The sequence below is a fragment of the Piscinibacter gummiphilus genome (assembly GCF_032681285.1).
In the GTDB taxonomy this organism is placed as follows: Bacteria; Pseudomonadota; Gammaproteobacteria; order Burkholderiales; family Burkholderiaceae_C; genus Rhizobacter; species Rhizobacter gummiphilus_A.
This window is the reverse complement of record NZ_CP136336.1, coordinates 4,637,609-4,655,567: the sequence shown is the minus strand read 5'-3', so window position 1 is coordinate 4,655,567 and position 17,959 is coordinate 4,637,609. Positions and strand designations below refer to the sequence as shown.

Sequence of the window (17,959 nt, the reverse complement as noted above, 5' to 3'; positions counted from 1 at the left end):
GCGCTACTTCCAGGCGAACAGCGGCTGCTCGAAATGCGCCACCCGCGTGGCGCGGCCTTCCAGGCACACCTCGCGGAACTGGTAGAGCAGCGCGGCGGTGGGTGCGGCGATCCAATCGTCGCCCACCGGCATGCGCAGCACGGCGTGCTCGCTCTCGTCGATGCGGTCGAGCAGCGGCGCATCGGCGCGCAGGAATTCCGCCGCGGCGATGCGGTGCACGCTGGCCACCTCGTGCGGGTTGGGCACGAGCTCGCGCGCTGCACCGGCCCACACCACCACCGGCGTGATGACGAAGCCCGAGCGGGTGACGAAATCGTCGAGCCGGCCGAGCACCGCGCGTTCGTCGAGCACCAGGTTCACCTCTTCGGCCATCTCGCGCAGCGCGGCCTGCTCGGGGGTTTCACCCGCGTCGAGGCGGCCTCCGGGCAGCGCCCACTGGCCGGCGTGGCGCCGCAGCTGCGCCGAGCGGCGCGTGAGCAAGAGGGCGGCCTGCGTGCTCCACGCGGCGGGCTTGGGCAGGCCGCGCAGGTCGGCCCCGAGCCCTTCGTCGACGATGGCGAGCGCCACCGCGGCGGTGGGAAGCGTGCCGCCCGCGGGCGCTGCCTGCACGTCGAAGGCACGCAGATGGCGTTCGATGCGGGCGCGCAGCGCGTCGTCGCGCGGCAGGTCGGGGAGCGCAGGCGGGTTCATGGTGGGAGCATCGACGATGCCGCAGTTTCGGTTCTGCTGCAATCGAGCTTGTCCTGCCACCTGTTTCACCCCATGCACTACCTGAGCTTCGACATCAGCGACAACGACGAGGGCGTCACCACGCTCGAAGCGCTGGCCTCGACCGGGCCCGCGCAGCACGCCGCTGTGATGGCCGAGGTGCAGGAGGTGCTGGCCTGGGCGTGGCGCGAGTTTCCGCACACGCATGGCGCGGCCGACGACGGCATGGACTGGGACCACGACCTGCAGGTGCAGGTCGAAGCCGGCCCTGACGGCCGCGCGTGGCACAGCGTGACGCTCACGCTCACCGGCTCGCCGCGGTTCGTCGAGGCCTTCGTCGCGGCGTTCGGCGACCCCGGCGCGTAGGGGCTTGCCCGGGTGTCGCGCATCGCCTCGGCGACAGCGGCGGCGCGCGCTTGCTGCAAGCATGCGCCGGCCCCACACCTGACACCAACACCGGGAGACAGAACGTGAAGCTCTACAACGCCCCCATCCCCGCCCCCAACCCACGCCGTGTGCGCATCTTCCTCGCCGAGAAGGGCGTGAGCGTGCCGCTCGAAGACGTGTCGATCCGCGACCGTGCGCACAAGTCGCCCGAGTTCAGGCAGAAGAACAGCCTCGGCCAGCTGCCGGTGCTGGAGCTCGACGACGGCACGCACCTGAGCGAGAGCGTGGCGATCTGCCGCTACCTCGAAGAGCTGCACCCCACGCCGCCGCTCTTCGGCCGCACGGCGCTGGAGCGCGCGCACGTCGACATGTGGATCCGCCGACTCGAGTTGACGGTGATGACGCCGGTGGGCGCCGTCTGGGTGCACACGCACCCGCTCACCTCGCGCCTGGGCACGCAGTACAAGGACTACGGCGAGTCCAACCGCGAGCGCTATGCGAAGGCGCTGCAATGGTTCGACCGTGAACTCGAAGGCCGCGAGTTCGTGACCGGCAGCGTTTACACGATGGCCGACATCATCGGCCTCACGACCGTCGACTTCGCGAAATTCATCGGCCTCGACATGCCCGCCGACACGCCGCACCTGCACGCCTGGCACGCGCGTGTGTCGGCGCGGCCGAGCGCGAAGGCGTAGTCAGTAGCGCGACAGGCGGTCGTTCAGCGCATCGATCCACAGCACTGCGCAGTCGTAGCCGAAGTCGAGCGCGGCGCTCATGCTGGCGTGGTGGCAGGTGGGCACGTCGACCGCCACCTCGTCTTCGCTTTCCGAGCCGCGCACGTGCACGCTCACCGGCCACATCGCCACCGGCGAGTGGGCCACGGTGGACAGGCGCACGCGGTAGCCGCTGTGCGCCCCGACCGCTTCCACGCGCGGGCCCTCTTGCCGTGTGATCTCGTACTTCACGCGGGTCGAGCTCGCGTGGCACGACGACGCGCCCACAGCGCCAGCCCGCCGATGCCTGCCAGCAACAAGGGCCCGGGCTCGGGCACGGCGGCCACGTTGCCGAAGTAGAGGTTGTCGATGAGCGGCGGGAAACGCATGAAGCGGGAGTCGCCGAACGACAGCGACGCGATGCCACTGGCCGCGCTGAAGCTGATGCGCTGGTTGCCGAAGTTCGCGGGGGCCGACGGGCCGTGCTCGTAGCCCCAGCTGTGGAAGGTGGCGGTGTAGCCGTCGGGGCCGGTGGCCCGGATGTCGAGGATGTCTTCCGGCAACCAGGTTGCATGGAAGCTCACGTGGGTGGGCAGCGCGGTGGTGGCGAAGGTGATGCGGGTGTCATCGGAGACCCGCACCGAGTGCCCCAATGGCGGGCCGCCCGGCCACAGCCAGCCACCCTCGAGGATGACGCCCTGCGCGGCGTAGGACTGCGGGTCGATGGGGTTGACGTAAACGTCCCAGAAGCTGTCGGGGTAGTCGTCGACGGGCAGGTCGTCGAAGCCGATCCAGGCGGCGTGGGTCGGTGCGAGCGCGGTGACCAGCGATGAGGCGAGGGCGAGGCGGGTGGCAGTCTTGCGCATGTGAACCTCCGTGGGGGTGCGGCTCAGTACTGCAGCTTCGGGTACCAGTCGGTGCCGCGGCCGCCTGGTGTGAGGTCGAGGATCGACCAGAGGGAAGCGATGTCGGGCGCGTCGCGCGGGTCCTGGCCGGGGTCGGCCATCTCCTTGGTCATCTCGCTGGCCCAGAAGAGGCGCACCTCGTCGCCGTCGCGCTGGAAGACGACGAGCGCGGGGTACTCGTTGCCGTCGGGGGTGAGGATGCCCAGATCCTTCGCGTAGTCGTCGCCCACCGTCTGCACGAAATTGAGGTCGCGCCAGCCGCGCTCCTGGGCGAAGGCGTACTGCCGGCTCACCGGCGAGCGGCCGAGGATCTTGAGCGCTACGCGCTGCTTGATGTCGGCCGCGTTGCCATTCACCGCGCCGAGCCAGTTGGTGCACATCGGGCAGGGGCGGTCGCGCTGCGGGCCGAACATCCAGAAGTAGGTGACGAGCGTGGTCTTGTCGCCGAAGAGTTCGCGCAGGCCGACCTCGAAGCCCTGCTCGTCCTTGAATCGGTAGTTCTTGGCGATGACCGGGCCCGGCGGCAGCGCGCGCCGCTGCTCGGTGAGGCGCGTCATGTGGCGGCGGAACTCGATCTCTTCTTCCAGCAGTTTTTGCCGGGCCGCGTCGTATTCGGGGGATGCGCCGGGGAAGGGCGTCTTTGCATGCTGGGCGAGCTGGGCGGCAGGGGTGAGGGCTGCAGGCATCGGCGGGCTCCTTCCACGCGGTGGGGGTGTGGGGATGCGGCAAGCGTCGTACCCGTAGACTCCGCGACCGGGAATCAACCAACAGGAGTCGAGCGTGCGGAAGTGGATGACATGGGTGGCAGCGTGCGCGCTGCTGGCGCTGGCGGGCTGCGGGGGTGGTGGCGATGGCGGGTCGGGGGGCGGCCCTGGTTTCGGTGACCCCCGCAACGGCACCTACCAGGCCTACGCCACCAACGGGCGGGTGTATGAGTTCACCGTCAACTTCGACAGCGGCACCTACCGCATGCAGGGCAACGGGCTCAACACGTCGGGCGTCTTCACGGGTGGCGCGAGCGGCACCTATGCCATCACCGGCAACGAGCGCTTCCGCACCGCCGCCGACCTGGTGGTCGGCGGCTTCAACTTCGGCAACGGCATCACGAGCTTCGTGGCGGCGCGGCGCTACGTCACCTCGATGGCCGATCTGACGCACACCTTCAACGGCTTCGGCGTCAACCTCAGCAGCACCCAGCCCAACGCCACGCCCAATGCCTCACGGATCTTCTCGTCGCGCTTCTCGGCGGGCACGCTGCAGAGCTGCACCGACAACTTCATCTACACCATCGCGACTTGCCCCACGGCCTCGGTCTACACCTACACGCTGAGCTTCAACGGCAGCGAGATCACGGGTGTCGATGCGGCCCACGGCGACACCATCCGCTTCCGCGTGGCCCGCTCCGGCAACCTCCTGATCTACCTGCGTGCGGAAACGCCGACGGGTGGCGTGCCCAGCTTCCGCATCGGCCTGCCTGAGACCAACGGCCTGGCCGGTGGCACCTTCATCGGCGCCAGCACCGTGGGCAACTGGGCGACCACGACGCTGACGGACACCAGCTACGACATCGCCGGCCTGCGCGCCAGCGGCAACAACTTCTCCGATGCGGCCACCTTGTCGGCACTCGGCGTCAACCAGCCCACGGGCATTCGCGGTGGCTTTCGCATCAGCGACAACGGCTTGCTCTACCTGATGCAGGGCGGCCCGCTGTCGGTGGTGGTGGGCGCGAGCTCGGTGCCGACGGCCGGCTACATCGAGATCGGCCTGCAGTGATGGCCTAGAGCATCGCGAGCGCGCTCGGCCCGTCGGGTGGCGGGAAGAGCGCATCGAGCTCGTGCAGCTCGTCGGCCGTGAGGGGCTTGTCGAGCGCGCCGGCGTTTTCCTGCACACGCGCCGGGTGACGGGTCTTGGGGATGACGATGGCGTCTCGTGCGAGCAGCCACGCGAGCGCCACCTGGGCCGGCGTGCGGCCCGTGCGCAGCGCAAACGCCGCGAGGCCCTCGTCGTGCAGCAGGCGCCCCTGGTCGGTGGGCGAGTAGGCCATCACCGGGATGTGGTGCTCGCGTTGCCAGGGGGCGAGCTCCCACTCGATGCCGCGCTCGCCCAGGTGGTAGAGCACCTGGTTGGTCTGCACCGCCGCGCCGCCGGCAAGCGCATGCAGCGATGCCATCTTCTTCGTGTCGAAGTTGCTCACGCCCCAGTGGCGGATCTTGCCGTCGCGCTGCAGCGCTTCGAAGGCCTGCACCGTCTCGGCCAGCGGCACGCTGCCGGGCCAGTGCAGCAGGTAGAGGTCGATGCGGTCGGTGCCGAGGCGCTTCAGGCTCGCTTCGCACGAGGTCGGCATCGCGCGCTTCGAGGCGTTGTGCGGATAGACCTTGCTGACGAGGAAGACCTCGTCGCGCCGGCCCCGGATGGCCTCGCCGATCAACTGCTCGGAGCGGCCGTCGCCATACATCTCGGCGGTGTCGATCAGCGTGAGGCCGAGGTCCAGGCCACGGCGCAGGCTGGCGATCTCGTCGGCGCGGCGCTTGGGGTCGTCGCCGATGTTCCAGGTGCCCTGCCCGAGGGCCGCCACGCGCTCGCCGCTGGGGAGGGTGATGTGCTTGTTCATGCACATCACCATAGCCCGATTCACTCGAGTGAGACAGCCTCGCGCTGAATGACCGCACCCCACGAAGCCACTTCGCGCTCGATGCGCTTGCCGAAGGTGGCCGGGTCCGACATCAGCGGGTCGCCGCTGGCGGCGAGCACGGCCAGCGCCTTCTCGTCCTTCAGCACGGCCTGCGCGATCGTGTGCACCTTCTTCACGATGGGCGCGGGCGTGCCGGCAGGGGCCAGCATGCCGGTCCAGAAGGTGACCACCACGTCGGCGTAGCCCGCTTCCACCACGGTGGGCACCTCCGGCAGTTGTGTCATGCGCTTGGTGGCGGTCACGGCCAGCGGCTTGAGCTTGCCGGCCTTGATGTGCTGCACGCCGGCCCAGGTGTCGAAGAGCACGTCGATCTCGCCGCTCATCGTGGCCAGCTGCGCGGCGGCCGCACTCTTGTAGGGGATGTGCGTGGTCTTCACGTCGGCCTTGTTGGACAGCATGGCCATCGACAGGTGGCCGATGTTGCCGGGGCCGGCAGAGCCGTAGCTGAGCTTGCCGGGGTTCTTCTTGGCGTAGGCCACCACGTCCTTCAGCGACTGCACGTTGTTCTTCTGCGCCCACTCGGGGTTGGCCACGATGATGAAGGGTGCGTCGAGCACCATCGTCACCGGCGTGAAGTCGCTGGTCTTGTACGAGATCTTCTTGTAGATCTGCGGATTGATGGTGATGCTGCTGGAGTTGGTGATGACGAAGGTGTAGCCGTCGCCGGGCAGGCGCGCGGCGGTCGAGAGGCCCAGCACGCCATTCGCGCCAGCCAGGTTCTCCACGATCACGGTCTGGTTGAGCGCCTTGCCCATGTGGTCGGAGATCACGCGCGCCACCGTGTCGGTGAACGAGCCCGCCGGGAAGGGCACGATGATCTTGATCGGCTTGCTGGGCCAGTTGTCTTGCGCGACAGCGGGTGCGGCGAGGCTGGCGCCGAGGGCGAGCGCCGAGGCGAGGGCGACGCGGCGGGTGAGGGATGCGGGCTTCATCTTGTCTCCTTCTGGTCGAGGGTGGGGTGAGGGGTGTTGTCGGGGCTGGCCTTGGCGGCCTTGGGCCGTGCTGCGGTGCCGGTGATGCCCAGGGCATCGAGCATGTCGAGGCGGTCGGGCTTGACGCCGAGCGTGCGCGACAGCACGTCTCGGGTGTGCTCGCCGAGCGTGGGCGACACGCGGCGCAGGGGCAGGGCGTCAGGGCCGGGGCGGAAGTAGGGCGTGGTGGCGAGGTAGCTCCCCACGTGGGCACGCTCCACCGGCTGGAAGAAGCCGCGCTGGCGCAGGTGCGGGTCGCGCAGCACGTCGGCCATGGCTTCGACGACACCGGCGGCCACGCCCGCATGTTGCAGCGTGTGCATCGCGTCGTGTGCGTCGCGGGTGCGCGCCCAGGTGGCGATGGCGTCGTCGAGCCGGTCGTGTGCGGCGCGCCGACCGGCGGCGTGCGCGAGCGTCGTGTCGGCCGCGAGATCCGGCCGCCCGATCACGCGGCACAGCGACTGCCACGCAGCATCGCCCGTGGCGCTGACGAGCAGCCAGGCATCGTCGCCCGCGCAGCGGTAGACACCGTGCGGCGCGTGCATCGGGTGGCGGTTGTTCTCGCGCGGCGAGACCGCGCCATGCGCCGACTGCTCCAGCAGGTAGGGCGCGGTGTTGGGCAGCATGGCTTCCACCTGAGAGAGGTTGAGGTGACGGCCCTGGCCGGTGCGTTGCTGCGCCCACAGGGCCAGCAGCAGCGCGGCGCCGGCGTTGAAGCCGCCGGTCGGGTCGCCGTAGGCGTACGAGGTCATCGCCGGCGGGCCGTCGGGGTGGCCGGTGTAGAGCGGCAGGCCGCTCGCCTGTTCCAGCGTGCCGCCGTAGGCGCGGGTGTCGCTCCACACGTTGTGCAGTCCGAAGGCGGGCATCGAGACCATCACCAGCCGTTCGTTGATGGCGCTGAGTGCGGCGTAGTCGAGCCCGAGCTTGGGCAGCACCTCGGCCGAGTAGTTCTCGATCACCGCGTCGGCACCGGCCACGAGTTGCAGCAGCAGCGACTTGCCGTCCGGGTGGGTGAGGTCCAGCGTCACGCCGAGCTTGTTGCGGTTGAGCAGGTTGAAGTTGCTGTTCTTCTCGTACAGGCGGTCGCGGTAGAACTCTTCGGTGAAGTTCGTGCCTCGCCACCAGTCGGGGTAGACGGTGCTCTCGACCTTGATCACCTCGGCGCCCAGGTCGGCCGCGGTACGCGAGGCCAGCGGCCCGGCCCAGCCCATCGTGAGGTCGACGATGCGGATGCCTTCGAGCGGCAGGCGCTGCCTGGGCGCGGGGGTGAGCCGCCGCGGGCTGCGTTGCGGGGCGGCGCCGCGGTAATGCGCATCGTGCTCGCCGAGCGAGGGCGCACGGCCGCCGGGCAGCGGGCCGGCGGTGTCGAGCCGCAGCGGCACCCCCGGGCCTTCGACGGTGCGCTCGCCGTCGCGTGGGCCGAAGCTCACCGGCACGAAGGCGCCGCGCTCGCGGTGCACGGCCTGCTGCAGCAGCTCTTGCATCGTCGGCACGAAGACGGCCGGGAACTTCTGTGCACCGAGCACCTGGAACCAGTGCGCCGCGGTCTCTTTGCGGAAGGCCTCGATGAGCCACGCATCGATCTCGTCGGCATGCGCCATGCGCAGCTGGCCGTTGGCGAAGCGCGGGTCGCGTGCCCACTCGGGGCGGCCGAGCGTCTCGCACAGGGTGATCCACTGCGGCAGGGTGTGGCTGAAGATGCCGATCCAGCCGTCGGCGGTCTCGAAGATGCCGGTGGGGTGGGTGGCGCAGAAGCGGTTCACGCCCAGGCGGCCGGGGTGGCGCTTGTCCTGCACGATGCCGGCTTCCATCTCCACCGTGCCGAAGGCGGCTTCGTGCAGGCTCACGGTGTAGCGGCGGCTGCCGTCCTTCTGGCCGATGAGGGCGCCGACCGCGGCCGAGAAGGCGATGAGCCCGGCGACGATGCCGGTCTGCACGTCGTGCGGCAGGTGCGGCGGGCCCTCGAGCGGGCCGCTGGCCTGGGCCGCACCCGAGAGGGCGCGGCATACGGCTTCGCTGCCGGTGAACTGGGCATAGGGGCCGCTCTCGCCGAACCAGGTGATGTCGACCGAGATCGGCGTGTGCCCGCCGGGCGCGCCGGCCCACACGGGCTGTGCGAGCAAGCCGACGCCTTGTGTGAGGGCCCGGGCATCGAGCACCACGTCGCAGCTGCGCGCGAGTTGCGCCAGCCACGCGGTGTCGGTGGCGCTCGGGCGGCACACGATGCTGCGCTTGTTGGTGTTGAGCCAGGCGAAGAGCGCGCTCTCGCCGCCCATGAGCGGCGGCATCTGGCGCCATGCATCGCCTTCGGGCGCTTCGGCCTTGATGACCTCGGCGCCGAAGTCGGCGAAGAGCTTGCCGGCGTAGGCGAGCGCGGGGCCGGTGCCGACCTCGAGCACACGCAGGCCGTGCAGGGCGAGTCGAGACATGTCGGGCTTCGCCATCACCAGGCGTCCACGAAGCCACGGCGCGGCCGCTGCGCGCGCAAGGCGCTCGCGGCGATGCCCTGGGCGATCCACTGGCGGGTCTGCGCCGGGTCGATCACCGCGTCGACCTCGGCCGCGTGGCCCACGCTGATGGCGTGGCCGCGCTGGTAGGACTCGGCCACGAGCTTGTCGTACAGCGCACGCCGCTCGGGCCCGTCGGGCAGCGCGTCGAGCTCCTTCTTGAAGCCCAGGCGCACCGCGCCTTCCAGCCCCATCGGGCCGAACTCGCCGGTGGGCCACGAGACGCTGAAGCTGGCCGAGCGGAAGCCGCCGCCGGCCATCGCCATCGCGCCGAGGCCGTAGCCCTTGCGCAGCGCCACCGCGAGCAGCGAGACGCGCAGCTTCGCGCCTGCGAGGAACATGCGCGAGACGTGCCGCACCTGCGCCTTGGCCTCGACCTCTGGGCCGACCATGAAGCCCGGGGTGTCGATCAGCGAGACGATGGGCAGGGCATGCGCGTCGCACAGCTGCATGAAGCGCGCGGCCTTGTCGGCGGCGTCGGCATCGATGGCACCGCCCAGGTGGTGCGGGTTGTTGGCCATGATGCCCACCGGCTGGCCTTCGATGCGGGCGAGCGCGGTGTGGATGCCGGCGCCGAAGCCGCCGCGCAGCATCAACACGCTGCCCACGTCGGCGATGCCTTCGATGGCACGCCGCGTGTCGTAGACGCGCAGCCGGTTCTCGGGCACCACGTGGCGCAGCGCGCGCACGTCGGGGGCGGTCCATTCCTTCACCGGCCCCTGGAACATCGAGAGGTAGTGCTTCGCCGCCCGCACCGCCTGCGCTTCGTTGTCGACCAGGATGTCGATCACGCCATTGGCGTACTGCACCGCGGCCGGGCCCACGTCTTCGGGGCGGAAGACGCCGAGCCCGCCGCCTTCGATCATCGCGGGGCCGGCCATGCCGATGTTGGCGGTCTTGTCGGAAATGATCACGTCGCAGCAGCCGAGGAAGGCGGCATTGCCGGCAAAGCAGCGGCCCGAGACGATGCCCACTACCGGCACCTCGCCGCTCAATTCGGCAAAGGCGGCGAACGAGGGCTGGATCAGGCCCGAGATCGACGGGATGTCGACATCGCCCGGCCGCCCGCCGCCCCCTTCGGCGAAGAGCACCAGTGGCAGTTCGTCGCGCAGCGCCACGTCGACCAGGCGATCGGTCTTCACGTGGTTGCGCTTGCCCTGTGTGCCGGCGAGCACGGTCGCGTCGTAGGCCATCACGGCGCTGCGCGCGCGGTCCTTGCCGACGAGCGCGCCGTTGACGTTGCCGATGCCGGTTACCAGGCCGTCGGCCGGCGTGTTGGCGATCAGGTCGTCGAGGCTGCGGCGGCTGGCCTGCGCGGCGATGGCGAGGCCGCCGTATTCGACGAAGGTGCCGGCGTCGCACAGGTCGACCACGTTCTCGCGTGCGGTGCGCTGGCCCCGCGCATGGCGGCGTTGCACGGCCTCGGGCCGGTTCTCGTCGTAGAGGAAGGCCTGGCGGTCGAGTACACGCTGCAGGTCGGGGCGGATCGCATCGAGGTCGTGCGACTGCGCGGCGCTCTGCGCGGCCGCGTCGGCATCGGCCGGCTCCAGCACGATGAGGATCTGGTGTTCCTGCACCTGCTCGCCGGCGGCGAGGCGCAGGTCGATGACCCGCCCGCCCTGCTCGGCGGAGATGGTGTGCTCCATCTTCATCGAGTCGAGCACGGCGATCGTTTGTCCGGGCAGCACGAGGTCGTCGACCTGCACCGAGAGTTCGACCAGACGGCCGGCGAGCGGCGTGCGCACGGCCACCGCGCCTTCGCCCACCGTCTCGTCGAGGTCGGCGGCGCGAGGGGCTTGCGGCACCGAGTGGCGCACCGTGTCGCCGAGCAGGGCGTCGCGGGCGTGTTCGGCGGCGGCGATCTCGGCGGCCGAGGCCACGAGCGCCGGCACGATGGCTTCGAAGTGACGGGTGTGCACGTCCTGCACCGCGAAGTCGTCACGCTGCACCAGCGCGCGCAGCACGTCGAGGTTGGTCGGCACGCCGACGATGCGGAACTCGCCGAGCGCCCGTTGCAGCCGCCGCACCGCATCGCCGAAGCGCGGCGTGGTGCTGGTGACGATCAGCTTGGCGAGCAGCGTGTCGAAGTTGGGCGAGGGCGCGTAGCCGGTGTAGCCGTGGGTGTCCACGCGCACGTCCGGGCCGGTGGGCGGGTCGAAACGTTCGAGGCGGCCGTGGGCCGGCTTGGCGAAGCCGGTGGCATCCATCGCCTCGGCATTGATGCGGGCCTGGATCGCGAAGCCGCGCAAGGGTGGCGGCCATGCGGGGTCGAGGCCGAGGTCGTGCAGGTCGCGGCCGCTTGCCAGGCCGAGCTGCAGCGCGACGAGGTCGATGCCGGTGACCTGCTCGGTGATGGTGTGCTCGACCTGCAGGCGCGGGTTGGCCTCGATGAAGACGAAGCCCGTCTGCTCGCCGGCCGCCGTCTCTTCGACCAGGAATTCGAAGGTGCCGAGGCTCTGGTAGCCGACCTTCTGCGCGAGCTTGCGGGCGGCGCCGAGGATGCGCTCGCGCAGCTCGGCGCTGAGCATCGGGCTCGGCGCGATCTCGATCAGCTTCTGGAAGCGGCGCTGCAGCGTGCAGTCGCGTTCGCCGAGTGCGACGACCTGCTTCCCGTCGCCCGCGATCTGCACTTCGATGTGGCGGGCGCGGGCGACGAGACGCTCGGCGTACACCGCGTCGACACCGAAGGCGCTGGCCGCCTCGGAGCGGCAGCGGGCGTAGGCCTCGGCAAGGTCGTCGCGCTGGCGCACCACGCGCATGCCACGGCCACCACCGCCGCCGACCGCCTTGATGACGATGCCGGCCTCGCTTTGCTCGTCGAAGAAGCGGGTGATGGTGTCGAGCGAGGCGTTGCCCGCGGTCGAGGGCATCACCGGCACCTGGCAGTCGATGGCGAGCTTGATCGCACGGCCCTTGTCGCCGAAGAGCGCGAGCTGCTCGACCGTCGGCCCGACGAAGGTGATGCCGGCCTCGGCACACGCTTGCGCGAAGTCGGCGCGCTCGCTCAGGAAGCCGTAACCGGGGTGCACGGCGTCGCAGCCGCTGGCCTTCGCGGCGGCGACCACCGCGGCGATGTCGATGTAGGCCGCGGGGCCGCTTGCGTTCAGCGCATGGGCCTCGTCGGCGAGCAGGCGGTGGCGCGAGTTCGCGTCGTCTTGCGAATACACCGCGACGGTGGCGATGCCGAGGTCGCGTGCGGCGCGTTGCACACGCAGGGCGATCTCGCCTCGGTTGGCGATCAACAGCTTTTTCAAGGGGTGGCTCTTTCTCTCAGGATGAGTTTGAAGACCCCGCGCGCCACGGCGACGACGGTGCCTTCGGGGTTCACGATCTCGCCTTCGCAGAAGGCCATCGACTTGCCGCGCTTGATGCAGCGCCCGATCACCGTGAGCTCGCTGCGCGAGGCTTCGAGGAAATGCGTGGTCAGGTCGACGGTGATCGCGCCGTAGCGCAGGGGGTCATGCGCGCGGGCGGCAGCGCTCAGCGTGAAGTCGAAGGCGCTCATCAGCGTGCCGCCGTGGATGTCGCCGCGGCTGTTCACGAGCGCGGGGTTCCAGGCGAGCTGCGTCTTGCAGCAGGTCTCGTCCAGCGACACCGGCTTCAGGCCGATGTGTTCCATGAACGGCACGTCGATGCCGAAGTACGGGCCAAGACCGGGGGGGAGGGCAGTGGTCATGCGAGCCTGTAGTGCACCGAACGTGCCAAGCACCCAGCCCCTCGAGGGGTGGTATTTTGTCTGTGCTGACTACACTCGGTGTCTTTCAAGGTGTCGTTGTGCATGTCTGAACAACACTCTTCCGGCGTTGACGGGTCGCTCGGCGTGCTGGCCCGCCGCCGCGGCGAGGTGGTGGCGGCGCTCGGGCTGGCCGCCGATGCCGCGGCGCAAGAGGCCCTCGTCACGGCCATGCACCTTGCGCCGGACCGCAGCCTTTTCGAGGCGCATCTGCCCACCGGCCCGGTCGTCGGCGTGGCGCTGCATGCCGACGACACCGAGATCGCCATCGTCCGCCCCGTCGACACGCACGGCACCGACGGCAGCACCTTGCTCGACTTCGTGGTGGCCGTGCCCTTCGCCTTCGACATCCTCGAGCAGATCCTCAACGACCCCTACCAGGGCATCACGGTGGCCGACCACCACGGCACCATCCGCTACATCAGCCCGGTGCACGAGAAGTTCCTCGGGCTCTCGTATGGCGGCGGCATCGGCAAGCCGGCCGAAGAGGCGATCCCGAATTCGCGGCTGCGCGCGGTGATCGAGTCGGGCAAGGCCGAGATCGGCAAGCCGCAGAGCTTCGGCGAAGGCGTGATGCGGGTCGTCAACCGAAGGCCGATCCGCAAGAACGGGCAGATCGTGGGCGCGGTGGGGCAGGTGATGTTCCGCGACGCCGAGGCGGTGTCGAAAATGGCGGCCGAGATGAACCAGCTGCGCTCGCAGCTCGAGTTCTACCGGCGCGAACTCGATGGCCTGCGGGAGACGCGCGAAGCCACCGCCGAACTCGTGGGCGACAGCCAGGCAATGCAGCGCCTGCGGCACGAGGTGGCCACCGTGGCGCGGCTCGACGTGCCGGTGCTCATCCTCGGCGAGAGCGGCACCGGCAAGGAACTCGTGGCCCGGGCCATCCACAAGCTGGGCCGGGGTTCACACGAGATGGTGAGCCTCAACCTCGCGGCGCTGCCGTCGAGCCTGATCGAGAGCGAACTCTTCGGCCACACCGCGGGCGCCTTCACCGGCAGCGCCAAGCAGGGCCGCGCCGGCAAGTTCGAGATGGCCAACGACGGCACGCTCTTTCTCGACGAGGTGGGCGACATCCCGATGGACGTGCAGATCAAGCTGCTGCGGGTGCTGGAAGAGCGGGTGGTCGAACGCCTGGGCAGCCATGCGGGCAAGAAGATGAGCTTCCGGCTCGTGTCGGCCACGCACCGCGACATCGACGAGTTGATCGACAGCGGCGCGTTCCGCCACGACCTCTTCTACCGCATCAGCGGCGTGACGCTTCGTGTGCCGCCGCTGCGCCAGCGCCTGGAAGATATCCCCGCGCTGCTGGCGCATTTCGTGAAAGCCTTCTGCGACCGCAACGGCCTGCCGGTGCCCAAGGTCGAGCCCGGCGTGGCGCGCTACCTCGCCGACCAGCCCTGGCCCGGCAACCTGCGGCAGCTGCGCCACCGCATCGAGGAAGCGCTGGTGTTCTCGTCGCACGAGCTGCTGACGCTCGACGCCTTCACCCGCAACGATGCGGCGCGTGGCGAACCGCATGCCACGGTGCGCCGGCCGGTCTCGCCGGTGTTGCCCGCGCCGCCGGCGGCGCCGCGCCTCAAGGACCACGAACGCGCCGCCGCCCGCCGGGTGCTCGACGAATGCGGCGGCAACAAGAAGCGCGCGGCCGAGCAGCTCGGCATCTCGCGCTCGTATCTCTACAAGCTGCTGGCCTGAGTTCTACGCCACGCTCAGCCGCGCGACGAGCGTGGGCTGGTGCCCGGCGCCCGCCTGCAACACCAGGCCTTCACCCGACGCCACATGACCGCCCACCAGCGCCGTCAACACGAACTGGTGCGTGACCCACACCTCGAAGCGGCGCTCCGACCGGGCCACGGCGGCGAGGGACGCACGCAACTCGCGCAGTGCTGCGTCGTGGACCGCTTCGCTGCCCGCGCGGGGCGAGCCGAGCGGGAGCCACGGGTCGGCGCGGTCGAAGGCGAGGCGGGCCGTGTCGACGCAGCGGCACCAGGGGCTGCTGCGCACCGCCGCCGGCGACAGCCGTCGCTCGCGGAGCCACGCGCCGATGCGCTGCGCGTGGGCGCGCCCTTCGTCGTTGAGGTTGCGCTGCGTGCCGCAGTCGTCGAGGCGAAAACCCGGCGGGTCGAAGGTGCCGGGCGCGAGCGCATGGCGGAAGGCGATCACCACGCCACCGGCCGCAAGCCGCGCCGCGACCGCGTCGTCGGCGCGCGCAGCCCAGGGCCAGGCACTGGTGGCGATGAGGAGAGCGCGTCGTTGCATCGGCCGTTCCCGCAGCCCGCACGAGTGGCTGCCGGAGCGCAGCGTATCGGGGCCTTCGCGTCCGATGCCGCATCGGGGTCTTGTCTGCATGCGATGCTCGCCGCATGACCGTGCCCCAACCCCTGAGCGTCGAGGTGCCCGACAGCGGCAAGGTGGCCGCGCTGTGCATGACGCCCGCCGATGCGAGCGCCGGCTACGTGTTCGCGCATGGCGCGGGCGCCGGCATGGACCACGCCTTCATGTCTGCCCTGTCCGGCGAGCTGGCGCAGCGCCGGGTCGCCACGCTGCGCTTCCAGTTTCCCTACATGGAGGAAGGCCGCGGGCGGCCCGACACGCCGGCGGTCGCGCAGGCCGCCGTGCGGGCGGCGGTGGCCGAGGCGCGCCGCCAGTGGCCTGCGCTGCCGCTCTTTGCCGGTGGCAAATCGTTCGGGGGACGCATGAGCTCGCAGGCCCAGGCTGCGTTGCCGCTGGAGGGCGTGCGCGGGCTCATGTTCGTCGGCTTCCCGCTGCACCTTGCGGGCAAGCCGAGCGTCACACGCGCTGCACACCTGTCGCAGGTGCAGGTGCCGATGCTCTTCCTGCAAGGCACGCGCGATGCGCTGGCCGACCTCACACTGCTGCGCGAGGTACTCGCACCCCTGCCGCACGCGACCCTCGCGCTGGAAGAGGACGCCGACCACGCCTTCCATGTGCGCATGCGCAGCGGCCGCACCGATGCGCAGGTGCTGGGCTCGCTCGCCGACACGATGGCGGCGTGGTGCGCCGCGCAGCGCTGACACCCCCGGCCCGGAGCCCCTGCGGGCGCTGGGCGCGAAAAACTCTGATAGCGTGTCGGGTTACGTCACCCACGCCCTCGTCGCTTGAGCATTCGCACGTTTCTCCTGCTGTTGGTGCTCGCGGTCTGGTTGCCGGCGGTGGCGGGCTTCTCCTTGCTGGCGCGCTCGACCTACCTGCGCGAGGCCGAAGATGTGCGCCAGGACATCGAGCGTTTCGCCCAGAGCCTCAATTCATTGGTGGAGGGCCAGCTCGACAAGCGGGTGGCCATCGCGACCACGCTGAGCGCCTCGCGCACGCTGCAAGACGACCAGCTCGCGCGCTTCCACGACGAGGCCAGCGCAGCGGTGAAGGGCAGCGGCAACTGGGTGGTGCTGGTCGACCGCCAGCGGCAGCGCCTCAACACACGGGTGCCGTTTCAAGGCTTCGAGCCGCGTGATCGGGGCGAGGCGCCGTTCGTGACCGAAGCGCCCAAGGTGTTCTTCTCGGCACGCGGGCTCCTGACGCAGGAGCCGGTGCTGGTGGCCTATGCGCCCTTGCTCGACGGCACGTCGGCCCGCTACAACGTGGGCGTGTCCTTCTCGCCCTCGGTCGTGCAAAGCCTGATCGAGAAGGCCACGCCGCTCAACAGCCTCGCCTCCGTCCTCAACGATCAGCACTTCATCATCGCGCGCAACCGTGACCCGCTGAAGTGGGTGGGTCGCCAGGCCAGCGAGGAGATCCAGCGCCGAGCGAAGGCGGGCGTGGGCAGCTTCGGCGAGACGGTCACCCTCGACGGGGTGCCCTCGCTCACCTATGTGTCGCCGGCCAACCGCCACGGCTGGAACGTGGTGCTGGCCTTGCCGCAGGAGGCGCTCGCCCAGTCGGCGCGGCGCCTCACGGCGCAGACGCTCGCCGCGGCCGGGGCGCTGCTGCTCATCGGCCTGGGCCTGGCGATCTTCGTGGCGCGCAGGATCGGCAAGCCCATCGTCACGCTGCGCGAGTCGGCCGTGCAGCTCGGGCGCGACGAAGTGCCCGCCGCGTTCACCACCGGCGTCTTCGAGCTCGACGAGGTGAGCCGCGCGCTCGAACTCGCCGGCCGGCGCTCGCACGAGGCCACGCTCACTCTGCAGAAGGAAGTGCAGCTGGCCGTGAACGACGCGCGTGCGGCCCAGACCGCGCTGCTCGAAGGCCAGAAGCGCGAGGCCATCGGCCGCCTGACCGGCGGGCTCGCGCACGACTTCAACAACCTGCTGCAGACCATCAGCACGGGCCTGCACGTGGTCGACCGCCAGACCGCGGCCGACGTGCCGCATCGCCGTTTCCTGGAAGCGGCCATGCGCGCCACCGGCAAGGCGGCCGATCTCGTGAAGCAGATGATGACCTTCGGCCGGGCGCAACCGCTCAAGCCGCAGCCGGTGAACCTGCCCAACTTCGTGCTGCAGACGCAGGAACTCACGCGCAAGGCGGTGGGCGAGCGGGTGCAGCTCACGGCCGAGATCGAGCCGGGGCTGCCGGCGGTGCTGGTCGACCCGGCGCAGCTCGAGCTTGCCCTGCTCAACCTCATCTTCAACGCGCGCGATGCCATGCCCGACGGTGGCGCCATCCGCCTCACCGCGCGGCTGGCCACGCCCGAAGAAAGCGCCACGCTTGCCGGCCCGCGCCATGTGTGCCTGCAGGTCAGCGACAACGGCGCCGGCATGAGCCCCGAGACGCTCGAACGCGCCTTCGACCCGTACTTCACCACCAAGCCGATCGGTGCCGGCACGGGCCTCGGGCTCGCGCAGGTGCTGGCCTTCGCGCGCCAGTCGAACGGCGACGCCCGCCTGGAGAGCACCGCCGGCGAAGGCACGCGCGTGACGCTGCTGCTGCCCATCACCGACCAGGCCGAGGCGGTGGTCACGCCCGAGGCGGCGTCTCGTCACGCGGGCCGCACGCTGCGCATCCTGATGATCGAAGACGACTCGCTCGTGTCGTCGGTGGTCGTGCCGGCACTGCGCGAGGCCGGCCACGAGGTCACGCATTGCGCCTCGGCCGACCAGGCGAAGGAGGTGCTGGGCACCCACACCGATTTCGACGTGCTCTTCACCGACGTCGTCATGCCCGGCACGCTCTCGGGCCTGGACCTGGTCGACTGGTGCCGCGCCAACGTGCCGGCGATGGCGGCGGTGGTCGCCACCGGCTACAACACGCGCCAGACCCGGGCCGACGTGCAGGAGCTTCGCAAGCCCTACGGCCTCGACGACCTGATCGAGGCGCTGCAGCGCGCGGTGCAGGAGCGCGCGCCGCGCCAGCCGGGCTGACGGGTCTGCCTCTTGCTCCTGAGCC

At 70.4% G+C, this 17,959-nt stretch carries 16 protein-coding genes; 6 read left to right on the top strand and 10 right to left on the bottom strand.

Going from position 1 to position 17,959, the window contains the following annotated elements; genetic code table 11:
• Positions 1-3: 3 nt before the first annotated feature.
• A complete protein-coding gene (locus RXV79_RS21920; protein WP_316700215.1) occupies positions 4-690 on the bottom strand; it encodes an NUDIX hydrolase in 687 nt (228 codons plus the stop codon).
• A gap of 48 nt (positions 691-738) precedes the next feature.
• Here RXV79_RS21920 and RXV79_RS21915 point away from each other — a divergent pair, with 48 nt between their 5' ends.
• Together RXV79_RS21915 and RXV79_RS21910 are read left to right on the top strand one after the other, a co-directional pair.
• On the top strand, positions 739-1,074 hold the full coding sequence (locus tag RXV79_RS21915; protein WP_316700214.1) for a hypothetical protein: 336 nt from the start codon (positions 739-741) through the stop codon (positions 1,072-1,074).
• 104 nt (positions 1,075-1,178) lie between these two features.
• Complete coding sequence (locus RXV79_RS21910) at positions 1,179-1,790, top strand: glutathione S-transferase family protein (protein WP_316700213.1); 612 nt, start codon at positions 1,179-1,181, stop codon at positions 1,788-1,790.
• Here the strand turns inward: RXV79_RS21910 and RXV79_RS21905 are convergent, their stop codons facing one another.
• Genes RXV79_RS21905 through RXV79_RS21895 form a run of 3 tightly spaced genes read right to left on the bottom strand, consistent with a single transcriptional unit; the run spans position 1,791 to position 3,399 of the window.
• Entirely contained in the window at positions 1,791-2,060 is a 270-nt protein-coding gene (locus tag RXV79_RS21905; RefSeq protein WP_316700212.1) for a hypothetical protein, read from the bottom strand. It abuts the gene before it with no gap.
• The gene (locus tag RXV79_RS21900; RefSeq protein WP_316700211.1) at positions 2,057-2,674 is read right to left on the bottom strand and encodes a PEP-CTERM sorting domain-containing protein; all 618 of its coding nucleotides are present in this window, start codon (positions 2,672-2,674) and stop codon (positions 2,057-2,059) included. Before RXV79_RS21900 ends, RXV79_RS21905 begins: the two co-directional genes overlap by 4 nt.
• 23 nt (positions 2,675-2,697) lie before the next feature.
• Positions 2,698-3,399, bottom strand: a complete 702-nt coding sequence (locus RXV79_RS21895; protein WP_316700210.1) for a DUF899 family protein — start codon at positions 3,397-3,399, stop codon at positions 2,698-2,700.
• 94 nt (positions 3,400-3,493) lie between these two features.
• Between RXV79_RS21895 and RXV79_RS21890 the strand changes: the two genes are divergently transcribed.
• The gene (locus tag RXV79_RS21890) at positions 3,494-4,486 is read left to right on the top strand and encodes a hypothetical protein (protein ID WP_316700209.1); all 993 of its coding nucleotides are present in this window, start codon (positions 3,494-3,496) and stop codon (positions 4,484-4,486) included.
• Positions 4,487-4,490: 4 nt separating this feature from the next.
• Here the strand turns inward: RXV79_RS21890 and RXV79_RS21885 are convergent, their stop codons facing one another.
• From RXV79_RS21885 to RXV79_RS21865, 5 genes are read right to left on the bottom strand one after another with little or no spacing between them, the layout of a single operon-like run.
• Positions 4,491-5,330 (bottom strand): aldo/keto reductase, encoded by an 840-nt coding sequence (locus tag RXV79_RS21885; RefSeq protein WP_316700208.1) that lies wholly within the window; start codon positions 5,328-5,330, stop codon positions 4,491-4,493.
• Between the two features lie 14 nt (positions 5,331-5,344).
• A complete protein-coding gene (locus RXV79_RS21880; RefSeq protein ID WP_316700207.1) occupies positions 5,345-6,337 on the bottom strand; it encodes a Bug family tripartite tricarboxylate transporter substrate binding protein in 993 nt (330 codons plus the stop codon).
• Entirely contained in the window at positions 6,334-8,805 is a 2,472-nt protein-coding gene (locus RXV79_RS21875) for a CaiB/BaiF CoA transferase family protein (protein WP_316700206.1), read from the bottom strand. The genes RXV79_RS21880 and RXV79_RS21875 overlap by 4 nt, the downstream gene beginning before the upstream one ends.
• Positions 8,806-8,819: 14 nt before the next feature.
• Positions 8,820-12,137 (bottom strand): acetyl-CoA carboxylase family protein, encoded by a 3,318-nt coding sequence (locus RXV79_RS21870; protein ID WP_316700205.1) that lies wholly within the window; start codon positions 12,135-12,137, stop codon positions 8,820-8,822.
• Positions 12,134-12,559, bottom strand: a complete 426-nt coding sequence (locus tag RXV79_RS21865; RefSeq protein ID WP_316700204.1) for a PaaI family thioesterase — start codon at positions 12,557-12,559, stop codon at positions 12,134-12,136. Before RXV79_RS21865 ends, RXV79_RS21870 begins: the two co-directional genes overlap by 4 nt.
• Positions 12,560-12,661: 102 nt before the next feature.
• Between RXV79_RS21865 and RXV79_RS21860 the strand changes: the two genes are divergently transcribed.
• The gene (locus RXV79_RS21860) at positions 12,662-14,314 is read left to right on the top strand and encodes a sigma-54 interaction domain-containing protein (RefSeq protein ID WP_316700203.1); all 1,653 of its coding nucleotides are present in this window, start codon (positions 12,662-12,664) and stop codon (positions 14,312-14,314) included.
• A gap of 3 nt (positions 14,315-14,317) precedes the next feature.
• Here RXV79_RS21860 and RXV79_RS21855 read toward each other — a convergent pair whose 3' ends face one another.
• On the bottom strand, positions 14,318-14,878 hold the full coding sequence (locus RXV79_RS21855; protein ID WP_316700202.1) for a histidine phosphatase family protein: 561 nt from the start codon (positions 14,876-14,878) through the stop codon (positions 14,318-14,320).
• 104 nt (positions 14,879-14,982) lie between these two features.
• Between RXV79_RS21855 and RXV79_RS21850 the strand changes: the two genes are divergently transcribed.
• On the top strand, positions 14,983-15,654 hold the full coding sequence (locus tag RXV79_RS21850; RefSeq protein ID WP_316700201.1) for an alpha/beta hydrolase family protein: 672 nt from the start codon (positions 14,983-14,985) through the stop codon (positions 15,652-15,654).
• Positions 15,655-15,738: 84 nt separating this feature from the next.
• Positions 15,739-17,934: a hybrid sensor histidine kinase/response regulator gene (locus tag RXV79_RS21845; RefSeq protein WP_316700200.1), complete on the top strand. Its 2,196-nt coding sequence runs from the start codon at positions 15,739-15,741 to the stop codon at positions 17,932-17,934.
• The last annotated feature ends 25 nt before the right edge of the window (positions 17,935-17,959 follow it).